We start from the raw sequence: 19,457 nt of genomic DNA on the forward strand, positions 1-19,457 counted from the left end.
GGGGAGGTCCTACGGTGCGTGACACCATCCCGCTGGGACGGATCGCGGGGTTTCGGGTGAACGCCCACTGGAGCGTGATCGTCGTCCTGTGGCTGTTCACTTGGAGCCTGGCATCGAGTCTGCCGCACGATGTGGCGGGGTACTCCCGCGTCGCGTATTGGGTGGCCGGCGCCTGCGGAGCGCTGGTGCTGTTGGGGTCCCTGCTCGCACATGAGCTGGCCCACGCGGTCGTCGCCCGACGAGTGGGCGTGACGACCGGCGCGGTCACGCTCTGGCTGTTCGGTGGTGTCACGACCTTGCAGGGGGAAGCGCCGACACCCAAGGCGGCCTTTCGGATCGCGATCGCCGGTCCGGCGACGAGTCTGGCGCTTTCCGTGGTTTTTGCGGCACTGGCGATCACGTTGGAATCCACGCACATCGCGGTGGTCGCGGTGAGTGTCGCGTGGTGGCTGGCAGCGATCAACCTGCTGCTGGGCCTGTTCAATCTGCTGCCGGGGGCGCCCCTGGACGGTGGCCGCCTGGTGCGGGCCTTCCTGTGGCGGCGCCACGGAGACAGGGTGCGTGCAGCGGTGGGAGCGGCACACGCCGGGCGGATCGTGGCCATCGTGCTGATCACCCTCGGCTTGGCCGAGTTCGTCGCGGGCGGTCTCATCAGTGGCGTCTGGCTGGCATTCATCGGTTGGTTCATCCTTTCCGCCGCACGTGAGGAGGAAGTGCAGGCGACAACCCAACAGATGTTCGGGGGAATGTGCGTCGCCGACGCCATGACACCGAAGCCGCACACCGCACCCGGCTGGATCTCCGTCGAAGATTTCATCCAATGTTATGTGCTTGGGGATCGTCACTCCGCCTACCCGATCACCGACCGCGACGGGTGCACCGTCGGCCTGGTCACCCTGCGGCAACTACGCGATGTGGCGCCCGGGCTGCGGGCAACGACCAAGGTGCGCGACATCGCAATCCCATTGCAGAACGTACCTCTGGCGACACCCGCTGAGCCACTGAATGCGTTGCTGCAGAAGATGACACCGGTAGGCCCCCGCAGCCGAGCCCTCGTCATGGAGGGAGGCAAAGTCGCCGGCATCGTCACGTCGGGCGACGTCGCCCGGTTGATCGACGTGTACCGGATCGCCGGTACCGAACCTGTTCCAACTCCGGTCCAGTCCAGGGAGATGTGAGATGAAGCCGATCATCGTGGGAATAGACGGTTCCCAGGCAGCCATTGCAGCCGCCCTGTGGAGTGTCGATGAGGCGGTCGGCCGTGGCCGACCGCTGCACCTCGTCGCAGTGATCAAACCGACTCACCCATCGGCGGACGACTACGCCCGCGACCTCGGCCACGCCGAAACCTCTTTGAAGCAAGCGCAATCAGCGATCGAGGCCAGCGCGAAACCTGTCGAGATCACCACAGATATCCAACGAGGGCCGGCGGCAACGGTTCTCGTCGAGGCATCACGCGATGCTGAGCTGATCTGCGTCGGTTCGGTGGGCATCGGGCGTTACGCCCGGGCGCTGTTGGGTTCGACCGCAGCCGATCTCGCAGAGCAGGCGCACTGCCCGGTCGCGGTTCTGCGGACCGACCTGGAACAGCCACTTATCAATTGGATCGTGGTCAGAATGACACAGGGCAACGATTCCGTCGTCGCATATGCGGCGTGGGAAGCGAAACTCCGCAAGGCGCCCCTGCTCGCTCTCGGCGGCCGCCCCGAGGAGCTCACCGAACACACCGATGACGATTTCGAGCAACGGGTGCACGCCTGGCAGCAGATCAATCCCGATGTTCGCGTCTACCCGATCACGACGCAGTCCGCGATCGCGAAATTCTTGACCGCCAATCACGAGCGTGTCCAGCTGGCAGTGATCGGCAGTGATGAAGCCGATCAGCTCACGCAGCTGGTCGGTCCGTCCGGACACGCGCTTTTCGCGCATCCATACTGCTCGGTGCTCGTCGTCCGCGGGTAGCACGATGTCTTCGCAGGCCCCTCAACCGTGCGTCGTCGTCGGGATCGACGGATCGAGGGCGGCAATCGATGCCGCGCTCTGGGCGGTCGATGAAGCAGTGGCCCGGGATATCCCGTTGCGCCTGCTGTATGCGATAGAACCCGAGGACTTCGCGCAGACCCCACCGGACCGGCCGGCCCGCAAATTGACCATCGCCGAAAACGCCGTTCGCTACGCGAGCAGAACCACAGAGGCGGCGGACAAGCCCGTTCGGATCGAGATCGAGATCGCGCAGGAGCCGCCCACCATCGCCTTGACCCGCGCTTCGGCCTCGGCGGCGATGGTGTGCGTCGGCGCCGTGGGTTTGCATCACTTCAGACCGGAGCGGGCCGGTTCCACCGCCGCGGCAGTGGCCCAGTCTGCACACTGCCCGGTAGCGGTGATCCGCCGCCACGGTGATCAGGCCAGACTCGCTGAACACTGGATCGCGGTGGACTCCCAGGCTTCGGCCGACTCCGACGCCGTGATGAAGACAGCCTTGGAAGAAGCTCGGCTGCGCGACCTTCCGCTTCGCGCGATCGACCATGGGCAGGGGGTCGGCCGCGACTACCCGGACCGGCGGTTGGAGCGGTGGCGGCGACACTACCCCGATGTCGATGTCCAGACATCGGTAGCGCGGGGGAGCCTCTTGGAGTATGTGGCCGGCCACGGCCGAAAAGTGCAGATGGTGGTCCTCGGTCACCGCAATCACGACGCGGTGCAACAACTGCTGGGGCCGGCCGGCAACGCGGTGCTGCACAACGCGGACTGCTCCTTGCTGATCGTCGATCGCCCGAACCTGTGATCGGTGGCCCCACCTGGGCGCAGCCAACGAGGGACTTCAGACCCTATGCGGACGCCGAAATCACCGAAATGATGATGTTGCCGGTTGCTGTCGAGGGGTGTCGGGGCCCGCAGGGGAGTGGAAATGGCTGCCAGAACTGGAGATCCGTCTCGTTTGACCGAGTCCAGAGTCGACGAACTTGCGCGCCAGTTCTTGAGGTCGCCTTATGCCGACAGCGCGTACATCGATTGGACGCTGGACCGACGTCTCGAGGGATTTCTGCACCGCTGCGGCCTGGACTACTTGGTCGAGGACGGTGACGCCTACGATCTGGTGCTCGACCGGGTGATGGTCCATATCGGCACCTCCTCGCGCCCAGTTTTCGGGAAGACGCCGGGTCGGGGCCCGTCGGCTAATTGAGAGTCGCGGCAAACGCCTGGTCGTAAGTGAGCGCCAGCGCGCCGGAGAACCCGCAGGCAGCGTCCCGGTTCTAAACTGGCCTTGCGTGAGCCATGATGAGAGAAGCTGACCTGCTGCTTCCGGCGTGACTCCGACGGTCAGCCGGGGAGGATTCGTGATGGTCAAGGTTTTCCTGGTCGACGATCATGAGGTAGTTCGGCGCGGGCTGGTCGACCTGCTCGCCAGCGACCCCGATCTGGAAGTCATCGGCGAGGCAGGATCCGTGTCGGAAGCGATGGCCAGGATCCCGGCCATGCGGCCCGATGTCGCTGTCCTCGACGTACGGCTTCCGGACGGCAACGGTATCGAATTGTGCCGCGACCTCCTGTCCGCCGTTCCGGATCTACGTTGTCTGATGTTGACCTCGTTCACCTCGGACGAAGCGATGTTGGAGGCGATCCTCGCCGGCGCCAGCGGTTACGTCGTCAAAGACATCAAGGGTCTCGAGCTCGCCCGGGCGATCAAGGAAGTCGGTGCGGGCAAGTCTCTGCTCGATAATCGGGCAGCCGCCGCCCTGATGGCGAAACTGCGCGGTGGCGGCGAGAAGAAGGACCCCCTCGCGGCGCTCACCGAGCAAGAGCGCACGCTGCTGAGTCTGCTCGGTGAGGGTTTGACCAATAGGCAGATCGCCGATCGCATGTATCTCGCCGAGAAGACCGTCAAGAACTATGTATCGCGATTACTGTCTAAACTCGGCATGGAGCGACGCACGCAGGCCGCGGTGTTTGCTTCCAAGCTCGGCGCAGACGCCGACTCACGAATTCCGCCTTCCTAACACGATTCTTCGTTTTCCGGCCGATACTTTTCACGCGGCGGACGTGTGTGGTGCGTCGTGTCTGATGTGGTCGCTTAGAGGTGAATGCGGTTTTCTACGGTGCAGTTCGAAGTGGCTGACCGACGTCGATGTGATTAGGCTGAGGTTCGGCATCGGGCGTGTCGTGCGCCGCCGGACGCCGCGAATCGTCTTGGAGGGATAGCTCGGGTGGGCAAAGACGAGCACGGTTCAGCATTTGCTGGCCTCGGTCAACCTGGATTGGTGACCAGGATGCACCAGCAGCTCGATGAGTTGCTGGCAGCGCGAGATCAAATGGAGCAGTTGCTGCGGGTGATCGTCGAAATCGGTTCCGATCTCGACCTCGACGCCACGTTGCGCCGGATCATCCTCGCCGCCAAGGAATTGACGTCAGCGCCATACGGCGCACTTGCGGTGCGCGACGCCGAGGGGACGTTGCTTTCTTTCGTCCACGCGGGAATCGATGAAGTGACGACCAGCAAGATCGGTCATCTGCCGGTTGGCAAAGGGGTGCTGGGAGTTTCGCTGGTCGAGACCCCGGCGCTCCGGCTGGAGGATCTGACCCAACATCCTTCCGCGGTCGGTTTCCCTGAGCACCATCCGCCGATGCGCGCTTTTCTGGGGGTGCCGATCATGATCCGGGGGGCGGTTTTCGGCAGCCTATACCTGACCCATGTCGACCCCGGCCGGGTGTTCACCGAATCCGACGAGTTCGCGGCTCGCGCGTTGGCGTTCGCCGCGGCGGTCGCGATAGACAACGCGCGGGTCTTCGAGCGCGAGCGCACCTCGGTGAAATGGATGGAGGCCAGTCGCGAAATCACCACCGCGCTGCTGGCCGGTGACCATGGGCATCGACGTCCCCTGCTCCTGATCGCCGAGCGCGCCTGCACACTCACCGAATCCGAGCAGGCGATCGTCCTGGTCCCCGTGGATTCCGACTTGCCGCTCGATGAAGCCGACACCCTGGTGGTGTCCGCCGCCGTCGGCAAGCACGCCGAAGAGGTGCTCGGGCAGCGGGTTCCGGTGGACGGTTCCACCAGCGGCACCGTCTTTCATTCCGGGGAACCGATAATCACCGAGTCGCTGAGCTATCCCATTCAGGCGTTCACCGATGTCGGGCAACGCTCGGCGATCGTCATGCCGTTGCGTGCCCACGATCAGACGGCGGGGGTACTGGCCCTTGCTCGCGACGCCTATCAGCCACCCTTTGAAAGCAGCGACCTCGACCTGGTGGGTCAGTTCGCGACGCACGCCGCGATTGCGCTGATGCTCGCCTCGGGGCGGGAGAACGCACGGCAGCTGACCATTCTGGCGGAGCGGGAGCGGATCGCCCACGACCTACATGATCACGTGATCCAACGGCTGTTCGCCGCCGGAATGGACTTGCAGGGAACGCTGGCCAGGGCCCGCTCGCCCGAGGTGGCCGACCGGCTCAACCGCACGCTCGATGACCTGCAAAAGATCATCGAAGAAATTCGCACCACGATCTTCCAATTGAAGCTGCCTGTGGGCGCCGACGGCGGTTTCCGGCACCGCTTGCAGCAAATCGTCGCCGATCTCACCGACGAGCGCGCCATCTACACCACCGTGCACATGGATGGGCCCATGAGCGCTATCGATGATGAGCTTGCCGAACACGCCGAAGCCGTTGCGACGGAAGCGATCAGTAACGTGATCCGGCATTCCGGCGCGTCGAAGCTGACCGTTGAGGTCAGCGCCGCCGACATGTTCAGCCTGACGATCAGCGACGACGGCCACGGCGTACCGGTCGACAACCGCCGGCGCAGCGGATTGGCAAACCTGGAGCATCGCGCCGAACAACTCGGCGGCAGGTGCGAGATCACGAGTTCACCAGGACAAGGCACCCGGGTCCGCTGGACCGTCCCGTTACCGGAGGCGTGATCCCGGGGAATCAGCGCACCACGAGCACCGAAAGTCCGCGGTGTCCGAAGTGGGGGTCGACGGCGCCGATCATCTTGGCGACTTTGCCGGCGTCCGCCTGACCGATCACCACAAGTTGAACGGATTCTTGCGTGTCGCTGAGGAATTCGGCTGCGCCCTCTCGCGCGGCGGCTGGGCGGACGTGTATGTGGGGGTGTTGGGTCACCCACCGGCCAAGCCGGTGTTCCAGTTGTGAGTAAGGGATTTCGCCGAAACCCCAGCGCCACACACCCAACGCCAGGATCGGCGCGTCCCGCAGTTCTGCCTCCCGGAAACCGTGTTCGAGTACCAGGTCGTTGTTCGCGGAGTCGTCGACGACGACTGCGATCGAACCGGAGTCGGGTGCCGTGGCACCGCGGGTAGTTCGGATGACGGCCGCAGGGCACAGCGCCCGTTGTGCGACGTTCTCGGCGGTCGAACCGAGCATCCGGCGAGCAAGCCGCCCGAGACCCATGGAACCCACGCAAACCATTGTCGCGCTGCGTGATTCGCTGATCAGGACCCGGTTCGGCGGCCCGACCACCAGATCGGTTTCCAGCTTCACCGGCAGTCCCATCGCGTGCACGGCGGAGCAGGCGGCACGCAGCGACGTCTCACCGTATTCGACATCGAGGTCGCCGTCACCTGGTGGTGCGCCCGGCGGTAGTGGCGCAACGGCATAGACCAGACGCAGCGGGATATCGCGGGCGCGGGCTTCGGGGACGGCCCATCGCGCGGCGTTGATCGCAGCGTCCGAGCCGTCGATACCCACCACAATCCACGTCGGGGACTCTGCGAGTTCCATAGCGCAGAGGCTATTCGGCGAGTGTTCCTGCCGGCAGAGTCGTTTGACATCTGCTGGCACGGCTTTGGTCCCGCGCGCCGGGTGCCCCACCCCAACGAAGGTCACACGACTTCGGGGTCGAGGACTTAAGGCCCGTGACCAGACACCGCCGGAGCAATAGCGTCATGGGTAGGCACTGAAGGAGGGCACCATGTCTACCACCGTGACACGTTATGGCGTCGTAGTCGGCGTCGACGGATCAGCCGCATCGAATGCCGCCGTCTTCTGGGCCGCACATGAGGCGGCGATGCGACACGTCCCGCTGACGCTGGTCCACATGTTCAACCCGGTCGTGCCCACGTATCCACAGCTGCCGACGCCGTCCGGAGGTGTGTTGTGGCAGAAGGACGACGGTCGTGCGCTCCTCGAACACGCCGTGAAGATCGCCGAGGACGCTGTGTCGACTAACCGAGCGATCGCCATCACCAGCGAGGTGATGGCGTCGGCTCCGGTGCCGACGCTGGTCGACATGTCTCGCGACGCCGACATGGTCGTGGTGGGTTCCACCGGACACAACGCGATCGAGCGCGTCCTGCTCGGGTCGGTCAGTTCGGGTTTAGTGCACAGCGCGAAGTGCCCCGTCGCTGTCATTCGGGAAGAAGCCTCGTGGATGCCGCCGTCCAACAACGCCCCGGTGGTCGTAGGTATCGACTGTTCGCCGACATCGGAGCCCGCCGTAGCCATCGCTTTCGACGAAGCCTCACGTCGCGGGGTCGAACTCACCGCCGTGCACGCGTGGAGCGATATGGCCGTCTACCAGCTGCCCTGGCTGGAGTGGCGATCGGAAGCCGAACGGAATCTGGCCGAATACCTGGCCGGCTGGCAGGAGCGGTATCCCGACGTCAAGGTCAATCGGGTGATAGTCCTCGACCATCCCGGTCGCGCGCTGGTCGAGGAAGCCGAAGCCGCGCAGCTTGTCGTCGTCGGAAGCCACGGTCGAGGTGGTTTGACCGGCATGTTGCTGGGATCAGTCAGCAATGGCGTGGTGCACGCGGTGCGGGCCCCGGTGATTGTGGCGCATCCGAGCTGACGACGACGCTCAACGCCACTTGATACCGCAACCGATCGATGGCCGTTGGTTCGGTTCTACGGGCCGGCCGGCCAGCACTGCAGCCACCGCGGCCCGCACATCGGCAGCGGTGACCGGCAGATCGTTCTTCGGTCGGGAATCGTCGAGCTGACCCCGATAGACCAGTCGGCGGTCGCCGTCGAATACGAACGTGTCGGGTGTGCAGGCTGCGGAAAACTCGCGTGCAACGTTCTGGCTCTCGTCGTAGAGGTACGGAAAGGTCCAGCCCTGGCGCTGCGCCTCGGCGACCATCTGGTCGGGTCCGTCCTGCGGGTAGGTTGTGACGTCATTGCTGGAGATGGCGACCATGGGCACCCCTTTGTCGATCAAATCCCGTCCGAGTTCGGCGAGACCGGCAGCCACATGCTGCACGTAGGGGCAGTGATTGCAGATGAAGGTGACGACCAGTGCCGGGCCGGTCAGATCGTCGAGGCTGACGGTAGCCCCGGTCGCGGGTTCGGGCAGAGCGAACGCCGGTGCGGGCGTGCCGAGTTCGAGCATTGTCGATTCGATGGCCATGCCCGCCAGCGTACGTCCGTCGTGCCCGGAGGTGTGCTTAACGCCTGGCAGTCCGGATGCGAACGGGGCCACGCCAGTCGGAGTCCGGGTCGAGCACGTTGCCCCGTTGCGTGATTTCCACCTGGCCGGTCTTGGCGAGGTTCCGGGCGATCGCGCGCGCCTCATCCAGCAATTCACGCCACTTCGGCCCGCCGATCACCCGGGCTGCGTCTGAAGGGCAGGTGCTGCTGTCCGGGCCCCGTAGCTCGGAGAGGGCAAGGATGGCAGCTTGCAGCCGTTGGGTGAGCGGTCCTCCGCCCAGCGCTATCTCGGCATGGTGTGAACCCCGGCGTTGGGCGCCAACGGCTCGGCTGAGTTCGGCACGCAACTTCGCAGCCACATCCGCCAGTCAAGACCAGCGTGGCCGTCTTGGCCAGAAGACACCGCGATGCCTCGTCAGGCTTCGGCGGCGCCCTCGATCACGCTTACTCGCACGGCCTGAGGCCCTTTGGGTCCCTGGCTGATCTCGAATTCGACCCGCTGATTGTCCTCAAGCGAGCGGAAACCACTGCCTTGTATCTCGGAGTGATGCACAAATAGATCTCTCGCACCGCCATCCGGGGCGATGAACCCGAAGCCTTTTTCGCTGTTGAACCATTTGACAGTTCCCTGTGTCATAGCAGCTTCTCTCTTCTCGGATGAAGTTAGCGCACACGCCCGCACATCGACTCAACGGCTAGCCGTGAAATTTCCGAAGCGCCTGGTGTCGATTACAAACTCGGAAAGCGTTGAATCAGTGCTTCTTCTTGGGTTGCAGCAAAGACTCGGTCTGCGATACTTCGGAGGCCTTGGAGCGCTTGTCGGCGCGCTTCTCCTTCAGAGATTTGCCGGACTTCTTGGTCATGGTCTGTCGGGGAGATTTGTCGGACATCGCGACCCCTTTGCTGTGGGGGCCTGTGTCGGTCCCGGTGAGCTGAGTGTACGCCCAGCCGGGCGTCTGTGTGTGGCGTGCTGCGTGCGGATGGTGAGAAACCGGCGCGGCCCTGCCGACCTCGGCCCGCCGTCGAAGAAAAAGGGATACTGCAAGTAGCTGATGGGTTGGACGAGTTCTTACTGGCAAATGCTGAAGAATGATCAGCGATCATTGGCGAACTACGTTGCCACGCGTAGCGCACCGCTGGGGAGAAGGCGCTACCCCCGTTCGTTATTGTCCATCTCTTCGGCGTCGCGCATCAACAAACTCTCCACCGTGGACGCATTGTTCGGGCCGGCTGCCGTCATCATGATGGTGTGCGCTTCGTCCGGGTCGGCATTCGGAGAAACGACCAGGAGCACAATCTTATTGCGATTGAGTCCGATAATTTCGATGGTGTTGACCGGCTGGCGATGATATCCATCGAGCCGCACCATGCGCCCGCCCGTGGCGAATTTCGCCGGCGCCGTCGCCCACTCGTCGACGTGGTAGATCACCCGCGAGATCGGGCCGAGGCGAACGGACAAGACAGACAACAGATCTGGGAGTTCCTCGGTGAGAGTGCCGGTGCGCGGCTGCCAGGCGCCATCGACGTGCCCGCTCAGAGGTGCCTTGGGTTTGAGGCGCAAACGCGGCGTGCGTTCGGGCGGGGTGTGTCGGCTGCCGGCGTCTGTCTGGGCGTTGTTCAGCGTCATTGCGACGCTCCCGTCTTGACCGCGAGACCGGCCAGATCCTTCGAACCGGCAACGACATGACTTTGACTAGTCACGCGCGAGTTATCGCCGATCGTTCCCACCCTACCCGGTATTGCCCGAGAAATAACCGGGCTTTTACCAGCGGAGCCCGTGCACGTTGGTCCGTCTCGGCGCGCAGCCGAGGTTGTGTCCGCCGTTGTCAGGATCCGGGGACGGCGTGATTGCACGTGCCGACGGCGGACCGCCGGGCGCTGAGCGTGGCTATGCTTGCGGAGCGCCGGACACCGCCCGCGAGCGGGCCTGCTGAGCGTTGCGGCGCTTGTCGACCTGCGGGCTCACCGACGACCGGCATGGCTCGGCCGTTGTTGCTGGCGAGAGTTACGGGAAGGTGAGGCGAGACTGTTGGCAGCCGTGTCGGCCGTGGTGCTCTCCGGTAAGGGCGGAACAGCCAAGACGTTATGGCAGATGATGCTGGCCGGTGAGGCCTCGCGGCTGAGCATCCCAACGCTGCTGGTCGACGCGGATCCCGAGCGGAATCTGTCCAATCACTTCGGAGTGTCGCAGCACTCGACCGGCTTGGGTTCGGTGCTGGAGGATGCCGGCATCAACTTCTGGGGCGATCCGGGTACGGCCGCCAAACGGCTCGACGAGGAGATCATCGATACCAAGTGGCCGAACGTCGAGTTGCTGCCGGCCGGAGCATCGTTGACCCGAGTCGCCGGGATCGGTGTCTCGGACACCGGTCTGTTGCGCGGCATCTTCACGGCGGCCGGCGTGTTCGACCGTTATGAACTTGTTCTGATCGACACCGGGGGCCGCACCGGCTCGCTCGAGGCGCTCGCCATGCATCTGGCCGATGTGGCGTATGCGCCGATCGCGCCGACGGGCGACGCGGTACGCAAGGCCATCGAGGCGCGCAACAGGGTCGAACGCATCCAGCGCACTCATCCCCTTAAGTGGTGTGGGGTCGTACTGTCCGGCTTCGACATCCGCAACGGCATCGAACAGGCGATCCGGGAAACCGTGTACCAGGAGTTCGGCGAGGAGGTACGTGCCGAGGTCCCCCGGCGCGCCATCGTCAACGAGGTCTTCCAACTCGGAGACCGGCTGGGCGACCGCCACGAATTGGTCGCGCGTCAGCTTGCGCCCATCTTTCGCCGGTTCCTGGAAGAGGACCTGCTGGGTCGGCGATGATTTCCCGGCCATCCCGGGGTCGGTAGTGGTATGCGCTCTTTGATCATCACGCAGAGCATCACCCTCGACGGCTCGATCGAGATGTTGGGTGACTGGTTCAATCCGGAGGCACACGACGACGAACTGGCGGCTGAGCTGCGCCGCCAAGACGAGACCGCCGACGCGCTGCTGGTGGGCAGGCGCACCTTCGAGGATTTTCGTAGCTACTGGCCTTATCAGGCCGACGATCCCACCGGCGTCGCCGACTACATCAACAACGTCGCCAAGTACGTCGTGTCCTCGACGATCACCAACCCCATATGGAGCAACTCGACGGTCTTGTCCGGCGATCCTGTAGAGCAGGTGCGGACGCTCAAGGCGGCGCCGGGCGGCGACATCGTGGCCACCGGCAGCATCACGCTGTGTCACAGCCTGATAGCCGCGGGACTGGTCGACGAATACCGGCTGTTCCTCTACCCGTGCGTCCAGGGCGGCGGTCGGCGGCTATTTCCCGACGGGACAACCCTTTCCGGATTCACCCCGGCGGCCCCACCGATGTCGTTTCCCGGCGGTGTGACGCTGGTTAGTTGGGCCGCTCCGAAGCCATCGGCCCATCGGGGAGAGTGAGCTCGCCCGCGAGCGCGCTCCCTACTGCTCCGGCACCTAACGCGTTGGGGTGCAGGGGAGCAGCGAGATGTGAGAGCTCGAATCCTTCGATATACCGGTCGCCGGCAGCGGCGCACATGTCGTGTCCCGCCGACACCGGTCGGGTGTCGAAGAAGTCGACTTTCAATCTGGTGGCCAATATCCGCTGCTGATCGTCGATCTCGTCCACCTTGGCCTGGAAATAGTCGGCATCTAGAGGGTTGATCGGCTGTTGTCCGAAGCATCCACCGCGACGTATGTAGGTCGCGTAGCCGACGAGCACGATGCGGGCTCCTGGCGCCTTGGACCGCACCGCGTCAATCATGGCTTCCCACACGGAGATCTGAGTGCCGATAGCCGCGCTGAACCGATCGGTGCCGCCCGGGACGAAATCAGCGAAGCAGGGCGGTTGCGCCAGCGAATTCCGGCGGCATCGTGCCGCGCTGCCGGCCAGATCCACGTCGTTGCCGCCGATCGTGATGGTGATCAACTCGGTGTCGGCAGTGACCGCGTCGATCTGCCTGGGCACCTTGCCGCCGCTGGTTGACTGTTCTCGATCAGTGATATCCGCAGTGGTGGCACCGCTACAGCTGACGTCGACGAAACTAGTGGCGCCGATTTTGCGGGCCAGCACCGCCGGATAATCGTTCGTCGATTTGAAGCACCCCGGGGGGTTGGCCGCGTCGGGTACGAGTGGCGCCGCGGCGGCCGAGTCGCCGAGGGCGACATACTTCACGCCCGGGCGGACGGTTTCGACGCCCTTGGGTGCTGATGCTGCGCAGACCGCGATCAACGCGACCAGTGCGGCGGCTGCGCAGGACGATGCCTTCCGTCGCCATCGGAACGATTCGCTCATTTCACGCCAGGGTAGCGAAGCGACGCCCCGCCGCTGACCGCTCGGGAGGAGGCACTCGCCGATGGCGCGGCAACGTACACCCGCGTCGTCAGCAGGGCGGGTAGGGCCGGTATATGTGCATTCTCGTGGCGACGGCTAATACGAAGGTGTCTCGTCGACGAACAGGTCAGATCCACTGAACGTCGTGCCGGTAATGCCTCGCGTACATATTGACGAATTTGTGCAACCAATAGTCATACGACTGTCCCAGAAATAATTTCACGATCCTATCGAGTAGACTCGAGCGGCCCGGCTGCACGTCGGCTGCACTCTGATCGCTGCAGCTCAGATCGTTTTTTGGTCTGTCGAATGGAACGCTCACCACAAGCCGGGCCCGTCCGTCCGAGGCTTGATAATTTGTTGGCGCGTGCTGTTGAAACTCGCGCCGCTCTGTGGCAGCCTCACTGTCCGTGATGCAATCGTTATAAGCAGTTGGCGGGAATCAGCTTAAGCCTGAGATAAGACAGTTATGTGACCGTTATGAGACCGTGATCAAACGAAGGACCGTGCATGTCTTACGTGATAGCCACCCCGGAAGCACTGGCTGCGGCGGTGACCGATATCGCCGGAATCGGATCGACCCTCCACGCGGCGAATGCCGCGGCGGCGGTTCCGACCACCAACATCCTGGCTGCCGCCGCCGACGAGGTGTCAATGACCATCGCCTCGTTGTTCGGCGGGCACGCCCTGGACTATCAGCGCCTGAGCGCCGGGGTGGCGTCGTTGCAGTCGCAGTTCCTGGATGGCCTCATGGCCGGCGCGCAGCGTTATGCGGGAGCCGAGCTGGTCAACGGTTCGCTGCTGCGCGGCATCGCTGAACGCTTGCTCGGCGGCCAGCTGCCTGGCAGCGGCGGCTCGGGTCAGGCGGCCGCCAGCGCCGAGGCGACCGGTGCAACGACCGCGCAGACGAGTACCGCCGCGGCGAGAACGACCACCACCAGCGGTGCCACCGCCGCCACGTCCAGCGCCGCGTCCACCGCAGCGATCGAGACAACCGGTTCGACGACTGCACCTGGCAGTGCGACCGGGACGGGGATTCGGGCGACCTACGCCACCACGTCGCAATGGAACAGTGGGTTCGTCGCCAACTACACGATCACCAACACCGGGACGACGCCGCTGACGAACTGGCAGCTGCGATTCAATCTGCCGGCAGGCGAATCGGTTGCGAACCTGTGGAACGGACAGGTCACGCAGTCCGGTACGCAATACACCGTCACCCCGCAGAGCTACAACACCACCATCGCCCCCGGCGACTCCGTCACCGTCGGCTTCCAGGGCGCACAGACCGGGACGTACTCGCCGCCGACGAACGTGACGATCGACGGCCAGCCGGTCATCGGCGGTCAGACTCCGCCAGTCACCACTCCGCCGGTGACGACCCCTCCGGCCACCCCGCCGGTGACCACCCCGCCGGTCACCACGCCTCCTGTCACGACACCGCCGGTCACGACGCCGCCGGCCAGCTCCGGCGGGCTGAGCGCGGTGTATACGGCCACGTCGCAGTGGAACAGCGGTTTCAACGGCAACTACACGCTGACGAATTCGGGCACCACGCCACTGACCAACTGGAACCTCCAATTCGATCTTCCGGCAAATGAATCGATCACCAACCTGTGGAACGGGCAGGTCACTCACACCGGATCGCACTACACCGTGACGCCGGCGAGCTATAACGGCACCATCGCGCCCGGCGGGTCGGTCAATGTCGGCTTCCAGGCCTCGCAGACAGGCTCCTACTCAGCACCGACCAACTTGCTGGTCAACGGTCAACCGGTAACCGGCGGGTCCACCACGCCGATCCCGCCGACGACCACCCCGCCAACGACCACCCCGCCGACGACCACCCCGCCGACGACCACCCCGCCGACTGGGGGCACCGTCATCTCCACCCAGTACGGAACAACGACGCTGGGCAACTCCTACATCGTGCAGAACAATGCCTGGAACAACCCCGGCGGGCAGGCAATCACCGTGAGCCAGACCGGATTCACCATCACCACCGAAAACGGCTCCGCCCCCACCAACGGTGCCCCGCTGGGCTATCCGTCGATCTACACGGGTTGGCACTACGGCACCGGTTCACCCGGCACGATCCTGCCGATACAGGTAGGCCAGATCCAGACGGCGACCAGCAGCATCACCTACACCTATCCCACCAGTGGGGTGTACAACGCCTCCTACGACATCTGGCTCAATCCCACGCCCATCACTACGGGTGTCAACCAGCAGGAGGTGATGATCTGGTTCAACCATCAGGGACCCATCCAGCCGGTCGGTTCCGTGGTGGGCAGCGCGACCATCGACGGCCACAACTTCGCGGTGTGGAAGGGCAGCAACGGCCAGAACAACGTGGTCTCCTACGTCGCCAACTCGCCGATCACCACCTGGAACAGTTTCGACGTGATGGGCTTCATCGACAACACCCAGACCTGGGTGCCGGTCACCGATTCGTGGTACCTGACCAGCATTCAGGCCGGCTTCGAGCCGTGGAGCGGCAGCGTCGGTGCGGGCGTCAGCTCATTCTCGGCCAGCATCAACGGCCACAATTGAGCGACGGATGCCAAGTGACAGGAGTTTCGATCAGTTCGCCGGAGCCGGGGTCATCGATCCGATGAAGTACGTTTCGCGCCCGGTCGGATACCCGCCGCCGTTGGTGGCGATGTGGACGTGGTCGTAATGATTGGCGGTCTCGTTGCCCAAGTCGGCGGTCCAGCTTCCCGAGGCGGGGCCCAGGTAGATCTTCTGCCGCCAGATCACGTGATCGATTCCCCAGCGCTTGGCATTGGCGAGGGCCAACCCGGCGATCTGATTGCCCAGGGCGATGCCCTCGGGGCTGTCGTGGTCGGGAATCATGACATCGATCGCCAGACCGCTCGGGTGCCACCGCAACGCGTCCTGGCGGAAGCCGCCGATGGTCTTGATCTCCGGAAACAGCAGCTCGATGACGCGGGCCGCCCAGATGGTCTTCACCTGCAGCCCACCCTCCGGGGCGATGCCGGCAGGTAACGCCATCTGGAAGTCCTGGGCCATCACCGGCGCGTTGCCGGCCAACATCGCCACCTCCGCCGCACTGGCGAATTGCGGCGCCGCGACCGACGGCGCCGATGTCTGGCTTGTCGGCGGCGGCGCTGCGGCCGAGGGGCTGTCGGCGCAGCAGGGGGTGGTGTGTTTGGTGTCCTGGGCGTAGATCATCCCCCCGGCCAGCACCAGAGAGACCGCGATTGCCAACCAGCGGCCCCAGCCTTTCGCTTCGGCGTCCTTGCCCACCTGGAGCACTCTAGTGTCGTGTGGGGCGGATGTGGCGCGCTTCGCCGGGTTGTCGCCGTTTCCGGGGCTCAGTCACGGCTCAGTTGCGCCCCGGCAGCTTCATCACGGTGCGCACGATGGGCAACAGCGACTTCTGCCAGAGCGTCGAGGGCAGTCCGAATGGCGGGTCGAGGTTGAATACCCGTGCGGTCGCAATGGTCTGCGACTCGGTGTACTTCAGCAACCCTTCGGGGCCGTGCCTGCGGCCGACGCCCGACTGGCCCATTCCGCCCATCGGTGCACTCAGGCTGCCCCAGGCGAATGCGTACCCCTCGTCGACGTTCACCGTCCCGGAGCGTAGTCGGGCGGCGATCTGCTGACCCTCGGCGGGCGTGCGGGCCCACACGCTCGCGTTCAGACCGTATTCGGTGTCGTTGGCCTTTTCCACGGCCTCGTCGACGTCGGCCACCGGGTAGATCGAGACCAGCGGACCGAACGTCTCGTTGGCCGCGCATTCCATCTCCGGTGTGACGTCAGTGAGTACGGTGGGCTCGTAGAACAGCGGACCGATGTCGGGCCGCGCCTTGCCGCCCGCGATCACCTTGGCGCCCTTGGAGGTTGCGTCGTCCACGTGTTCTGACACGGTCTTGAGTTGGCCTTCGGAGATCAAGCTGCCCATGTCCACGGAGAAGTCGTATGCGCTGCCCAGCTTCATGCTGCGCACGGCGTCACCGAACTTGCGGGTGAACTCGTCGGCGACGTCCTTCTCGACGTAGATCCGTTCGATAGAGATGCACAGTTGGCCCGCGTTGGAGAAACAGGCGCGGGTCGCCGCCTTGGCGGCTTTGTCCAGGTTCGCGCCCCGGGTGACGATCATGGCGTTCTTGCCGCCCAGTTCGGCGGAGAACCCGATCAGTCGGCGTCCGGCGTGCTCGGCGAGATGGCTGCCGGTTTGGGTGGAACCGGTGAACATCAGGTAGTCGCAGTTCTCCGTGATAGCGGTCCCAACCACCGCACCGGGGCCCGGCACGATCGCGTACAGAGCCCGCGGCAGGCCGGCCTGATACAGCAATTCGGCGCAGGCCAGCGCGCAGTACGGGGTCTGACTGTCGGGCTTGAGCACCACCGCGTTGCCGGCCAGCAGTGCGGGAACGGAGTCCGATGCGGTCAGCGTCATCGGGTAGTTCCACGGGGAGATGACCCCGACCACACCCTTGGGTTGATACCCGACGGTGGTCTTTCCGATCGCGGGCAGCAGCGCCTGGACCTTCTGCGGCTTGAGCAGCTTGGCGGTGACGCGCACGTAATAGTTCGCGTTCGCCATCAGGTCGACGATCTCCTCCTGCGCGGCCCAACGGGCCTTTCCGGCCTCGGCCTGCAGCAAATCCATCAGGAAATCGCGATTCTCGATGACAAGGTCGCGGTAGCGGCGGATGACGTCGATGCGCTCGCTGACAGGGCGCTTTGCCCACTCGACCTGCGCCGCGCGGGCCTGGGCGAACGCGGCAGTGACATCGTCGGCCGTGGCAACCGGGATGGTGGTCAGCGGCTTGCCGGTGAAGACTTCCTCGATCGTCTTGGTCGGGCGTTCGTTGACATCCTTGATCGCGGCAAGCTGACGTAGGCGGTCGAAGACCTCGGCTGACGGTGCGGGCATATCGGTACCTCTCGAAGAACACGGGGTGTCTGTGACCTCAGCCTATCCGTCGCGACAGTGCGAGAGTTCCGCGTCGCCGAGCCGGCGCTCTGGCTTCACGCGGGGCGGCTCGAAAGGCGTTGCGCGATCGCTCCGTATCGCTCGAACCTGGCAGGATCGCTCAAGGCGTTGTAGAGAACGATGCGACTGGCGGTTCCCTCGTACTTGCCGACCAGCGCATCGGCCAGTCCGTCCCACGTCGACTCGGTGGCGAATACGGCGATGTGATCGTCGGTGATCTGGGCCGCCATCCCCTTGAAGTCGCCGGCTTTCTGCTTTTCCCGGATGCGGGCCGTGGTGCCCTCGAACCCAGCTTCGTCCAGAATGAAGGCGTAGTTGGGCGTGCTGGCATAGAAGCTGAGACTGGCTCGCACGATTTCCCGCTCGTTGTGCCGCTCTTCGTCGGTGTCGCCGACGATCGTCATGACCGGCACGATCACCGCGATGTCTGACGTCTCGCGGCCCGACTTCGCGGCCCCTGCGGCGACGTTCGGTGCGACGTGGCGCGCGAGATAGCCTGGTTCGCCGAGCGGATGGACATGGACTCCGTCGGCAACTTCGCCGGCCATCCGCAGCATCCAGGGATTCACCGCTGCGATGTCGACTTTGGGATCCGCCTCGTCGATAGGGCCGGCACTCCACTGCGGAGTGATGAAATCGAGGTCGTAGAACTCGCCGTGGTGGTCGAGCTTGCCGGTGCGGAACGCGCCGAAGCACGCTTTGACCGCGCGCACATAGTCGCGCAGGCGCGGCCCCGGCCGCTCGAACGGCACACCGTAGCGCCGCACCACGTGGGTGCGGACCTGGGTGCCGAGCCCGAGCCGGAAGTTGCCGTTGGTCGCCTCCTGCAGTTCCCATGCCGCCGCCGCGGTGACGAACGGGCTGCGCGGGAAAGCGACGGCCACCCCCGTGGACAGCTCCAGCCCGGGAGCCGCCTGGGACGCCACGGCGGCGTTCAGATAGGCGGTGCGTCCCGTTTCGGTGAACAACAGGCCGGAGAATCCGGCCGCGTGGGTGCGTTTGGCGGTGTTGCCGATCTGTGCGAGCGGTTGCGGAACGGTCATCGCGTCGACATGCACGGTGGAACGCTACCTCCGAATGCCCGGCGCCCGCATCGGCACCGTCGACGAGGATCGGATTGCACCACCATGATCGTGTTGGCCCGATCACGTGGCCGACGGTCGGTTATCGGCTCGATTGGGGCCAGCACGGTTTGACTGGACGTCAACACGGCGAATCCCTCATCCGATTGAGACACAAGAAATCCGCAAGAAGTTCGCGAACTTGTGGCAAGCGTTGTGGCGCAGCATATGTGAAGTCCGTCGAGTGCGAACTGATCCCAGGATCGGTAGCGGCGAGACGGATGCCCAATTGACCTTGACGGCCGGGAGCTCAGTACCGGGAGACAAGGCCCATGATGCACCCGCACGGCGAGCCGGCCCGAGCCAGATATCGCAGCTCCGTCTGGCCCCGAGGTGAAGGTTGCTGGTGCTATGTTGACGACGCTGTCGGACTTGACCGTGATCCATTCCCGCTCGGTAGTGAGGAGTACGAGTGAGTGCCAACCCATTCGACGACGACAATGGTCGCTTCTTCGTGCTCATAAACGACGAGGAGCAGCACAGCCTTTGGCCGGAGTTCGCCGACGTGCCCGCCGGCTGGCGGGTGGTGTACGGCCTGTCGGATCGGGCCGCGTGCCTGGAATACATCGAGCAGAACTGGCCCGACATCCGGCCGAAAAGCCTGCGCGAAAGGCTGGCGCAGGACGCGGGCCGCTGACTCAC

General features: G+C 64.6%; 21 protein-coding genes. 11 read left to right on the forward strand and 10 right to left on the reverse strand.

Features of this window, described 5'->3' with window-relative positions:
• The first annotated feature begins 14 nt into the window (after positions 1–14).
• The 6 genes from JX552_RS14580 to JX552_RS14605 all read left to right on the forward strand — a co-directional run bounded on the left by JX552_RS14580 (position 15) and on the right by JX552_RS14605 (position 5,918).
• Entirely contained in the window at positions 15–1,178 is a 1,164-nt protein-coding gene (locus JX552_RS14580) for a site-2 protease family protein (protein ID WP_205878041.1), read from the forward strand.
• Position 1,179: 1 nt separating this feature from the next.
• Positions 1,180–1,962, forward strand: a complete 783-nt coding sequence (locus tag JX552_RS14585; RefSeq protein ID WP_205878042.1) for a universal stress protein — start codon at positions 1,180–1,182, stop codon at positions 1,960–1,962.
• A 4-nt stretch (positions 1,963–1,966) separates the two neighbouring features.
• On the forward strand, positions 1,967–2,785 hold the full coding sequence (locus JX552_RS14590) for a universal stress protein (protein WP_205878043.1): 819 nt from the start codon (positions 1,967–1,969) through the stop codon (positions 2,783–2,785).
• A gap of 123 nt (positions 2,786–2,908) precedes the next feature.
• On the forward strand, positions 2,909–3,184 hold the full coding sequence (locus JX552_RS14595; protein WP_241011047.1) for a hypothetical protein: 276 nt from the start codon (positions 2,909–2,911) through the stop codon (positions 3,182–3,184).
• 157 nt (positions 3,185–3,341) lie between these two features.
• Positions 3,342–3,998 carry a hypoxia response regulator transcription factor DosR/DevR gene (gene dosR / locus JX552_RS14600; RefSeq protein WP_205878450.1) on the forward strand — a complete coding sequence of 219 codons (657 nt, stop codon included), beginning with the start codon at positions 3,342–3,344 and terminating at the stop codon, positions 3,996–3,998.
• A gap of 270 nt (positions 3,999–4,268) precedes the next feature.
• Positions 4,269–5,918 carry a sensor histidine kinase gene (locus JX552_RS14605; RefSeq protein ID WP_205878451.1) on the forward strand — a complete coding sequence of 550 codons (1,650 nt, stop codon included), beginning with the start codon at positions 4,269–4,271 and terminating at the stop codon, positions 5,916–5,918.
• 10 nt (positions 5,919–5,928) lie between these two features.
• Here the strand turns inward: JX552_RS14605 and JX552_RS14610 are convergent, their stop codons facing one another.
• Positions 5,929–6,741: a universal stress protein gene (locus JX552_RS14610; protein ID WP_205878044.1), complete on the reverse strand. Its 813-nt coding sequence runs from the start codon at positions 6,739–6,741 to the stop codon at positions 5,929–5,931.
• Between the two features lie 190 nt (positions 6,742–6,931).
• Between JX552_RS14610 and JX552_RS14615 the strand changes: the two genes are divergently transcribed.
• On the forward strand, positions 6,932–7,810 hold the full coding sequence (locus tag JX552_RS14615; protein WP_205878045.1) for a universal stress protein: 879 nt from the start codon (positions 6,932–6,934) through the stop codon (positions 7,808–7,810).
• Positions 7,811–7,819: 9 nt separating this feature from the next.
• Here JX552_RS14615 and JX552_RS14620 read toward each other — a convergent pair whose 3' ends face one another.
• From JX552_RS14620 to JX552_RS14640, 5 genes are all read right to left on the reverse strand, one after another.
• Positions 7,820–8,368 (reverse strand): thioredoxin family protein, encoded by a 549-nt coding sequence (locus JX552_RS14620; protein WP_205878046.1) that lies wholly within the window; start codon positions 8,366–8,368, stop codon positions 7,820–7,822.
• 37 nt (positions 8,369–8,405) lie between these two features.
• Positions 8,406–8,747 carry a DUF3253 domain-containing protein gene (locus JX552_RS14625; RefSeq protein ID WP_205878047.1) on the reverse strand — a complete coding sequence of 114 codons (342 nt, stop codon included), beginning with the start codon at positions 8,745–8,747 and terminating at the stop codon, positions 8,406–8,408.
• 56 nt (positions 8,748–8,803) lie between these two features.
• Positions 8,804–9,025 carry a cold-shock protein gene (locus JX552_RS14630; RefSeq protein ID WP_205878048.1) on the reverse strand — a complete coding sequence of 74 codons (222 nt, stop codon included), beginning with the start codon at positions 9,023–9,025 and terminating at the stop codon, positions 8,804–8,806.
• 115 nt (positions 9,026–9,140) lie between these two features.
• Positions 9,141–9,278 carry a hypothetical protein gene (locus tag JX552_RS14635; protein ID WP_205878049.1) on the reverse strand — a complete coding sequence of 46 codons (138 nt, stop codon included), beginning with the start codon at positions 9,276–9,278 and terminating at the stop codon, positions 9,141–9,143.
• Positions 9,279–9,538: 260 nt separating this feature from the next.
• The gene (locus JX552_RS14640) at positions 9,539–10,015 is read right to left on the reverse strand and encodes a DUF5994 family protein (RefSeq protein WP_205878050.1); all 477 of its coding nucleotides are present in this window, start codon (positions 10,013–10,015) and stop codon (positions 9,539–9,541) included.
• Between the two features lie 411 nt (positions 10,016–10,426).
• Between JX552_RS14640 and JX552_RS14645 the strand changes: the two genes are divergently transcribed.
• Positions 10,427–11,209 (forward strand): ParA family protein, encoded by a 783-nt coding sequence (locus JX552_RS14645; protein WP_241011142.1) that lies wholly within the window; start codon positions 10,427–10,429, stop codon positions 11,207–11,209.
• A gap of 30 nt (positions 11,210–11,239) precedes the next feature.
• Positions 11,240–11,815 (forward strand): dihydrofolate reductase family protein, encoded by a 576-nt coding sequence (locus JX552_RS14650; RefSeq protein ID WP_205878052.1) that lies wholly within the window; start codon positions 11,240–11,242, stop codon positions 11,813–11,815.
• Here JX552_RS14650 and JX552_RS14655 read toward each other — a convergent pair.
• The gene (locus JX552_RS14655) at positions 11,772–12,689 is read right to left on the reverse strand and encodes an SGNH/GDSL hydrolase family protein (protein ID WP_205878053.1); all 918 of its coding nucleotides are present in this window, start codon (positions 12,687–12,689) and stop codon (positions 11,772–11,774) included. The two genes, JX552_RS14650 and JX552_RS14655, sit on opposite strands and share 44 nt — an antisense overlap.
• A gap of 549 nt (positions 12,690–13,238) precedes the next feature.
• On the opposite strand from JX552_RS14655, the gene JX552_RS34120 reads away from it, so the two are divergent.
• Complete coding sequence (locus tag JX552_RS34120; RefSeq protein WP_277396081.1) at positions 13,239–15,281, forward strand: cellulose binding domain-containing protein; 2,043 nt, start codon at positions 13,239–13,241, stop codon at positions 15,279–15,281.
• Positions 15,282–15,311: 30 nt separating this feature from the next.
• Here JX552_RS34120 and JX552_RS14675 read toward each other — a convergent pair whose 3' ends face one another.
• The 3 genes from JX552_RS14675 to JX552_RS14685 form a co-directional block, all read right to left on the reverse strand.
• A complete protein-coding gene (locus JX552_RS14675; protein ID WP_205878054.1) occupies positions 15,312–15,998 on the reverse strand; it encodes a VldE C-terminal domain-containing protein in 687 nt (228 codons plus the stop codon).
• A 79-nt stretch (positions 15,999–16,077) separates the two neighbouring features.
• Positions 16,078–17,634 (reverse strand): succinic semialdehyde dehydrogenase, encoded by a 1,557-nt coding sequence (locus JX552_RS14680; protein WP_205878055.1) that lies wholly within the window; start codon positions 17,632–17,634, stop codon positions 16,078–16,080.
• Between the two features lie 95 nt (positions 17,635–17,729).
• Entirely contained in the window at positions 17,730–18,752 is a 1,023-nt protein-coding gene (locus JX552_RS14685; RefSeq protein WP_205878056.1) for a TIGR03617 family F420-dependent LLM class oxidoreductase, read from the reverse strand.
• Positions 18,753–19,227: 475 nt separating this feature from the next.
• Here JX552_RS14685 and JX552_RS14690 point away from each other — a divergent pair, with 475 nt between their 5' ends.
• A complete protein-coding gene (locus tag JX552_RS14690) occupies positions 19,228–19,452 on the forward strand; it encodes an MbtH family protein (protein WP_205878057.1) in 225 nt (74 codons plus the stop codon).
• The last annotated feature ends 5 nt before the right edge of the window (positions 19,453–19,457 follow it).

Origin of the sequence: Mycobacterium gordonae (assembly GCF_017086405.1) — a bacterium.
In the GTDB taxonomy this organism is placed as follows: domain Bacteria; phylum Actinomycetota; class Actinomycetes; order Mycobacteriales; family Mycobacteriaceae; genus Mycobacterium; species Mycobacterium gordonae_D.

Bases quoted from the DNA above. Each gene is read 5' to 3' on its own strand.
- JX552_RS14590 (WP_205878043.1), top strand. From the start codon at position 1,967: ATGTCTTCGCAGGCCCCTCAACCGTGCGTCGTCGTCGGGATCGACGGA.
- JX552_RS14585 (WP_205878042.1), top strand. From the start codon at position 1,180: ATGAAGCCGATCATCGTGGGAATAGACGGTTCCCAGGCAGCCATTGCA.
- JX552_RS34120 (WP_277396081.1), top strand. From the start codon at position 13,239: ATGTCTTACGTGATAGCCACCCCGGAAGCACTGGCTGCGGCGGTGACC.
- JX552_RS14595 (WP_241011047.1), top strand. From the start codon at position 2,909: ATGGCTGCCAGAACTGGAGATCCGTCTCGTTTGACCGAGTCCAGAGTC.
- JX552_RS14635 (WP_205878049.1), bottom strand. From the start codon at position 9,278: ATGTCCGACAAATCTCCCCGACAGACCATGACCAAGAAGTCCGGCAAA.
- JX552_RS14680 (WP_205878055.1), bottom strand. From the start codon at position 17,634: ATGCCCGCACCGTCAGCCGAGGTCTTCGACCGCCTACGTCAGCTTGCC.
- JX552_RS14630 (WP_205878048.1), bottom strand. From the start codon at position 9,025: ATGACACAGGGAACTGTCAAATGGTTCAACAGCGAAAAAGGCTTCGGG.
- JX552_RS14620 (WP_205878046.1), bottom strand. From the start codon at position 8,368: ATGGCCATCGAATCGACAATGCTCGAACTCGGCACGCCCGCACCGGCG.
- JX552_RS14640 (WP_205878050.1), bottom strand. From the start codon at position 10,015: ATGACGCTGAACAACGCCCAGACAGACGCCGGCAGCCGACACACCCCG.
- JX552_RS14615 (WP_205878045.1), top strand. From the start codon at position 6,932: ATGTCTACCACCGTGACACGTTATGGCGTCGTAGTCGGCGTCGACGGA.
- JX552_RS14655 (WP_205878053.1), bottom strand. From the start codon at position 12,689: ATGAGCGAATCGTTCCGATGGCGACGGAAGGCATCGTCCTGCGCAGCC.
- JX552_RS14650 (WP_205878052.1), top strand. From the start codon at position 11,240: ATGCGCTCTTTGATCATCACGCAGAGCATCACCCTCGACGGCTCGATC.
- dosR (WP_205878450.1), top strand. From the start codon at position 3,342: ATGGTCAAGGTTTTCCTGGTCGACGATCATGAGGTAGTTCGGCGCGGG.
- JX552_RS14610 (WP_205878044.1), bottom strand. From the start codon at position 6,741: ATGGAACTCGCAGAGTCCCCGACGTGGATTGTGGTGGGTATCGACGGC.
- JX552_RS14605 (WP_205878451.1), top strand. From the start codon at position 4,269: ATGCACCAGCAGCTCGATGAGTTGCTGGCAGCGCGAGATCAAATGGAG.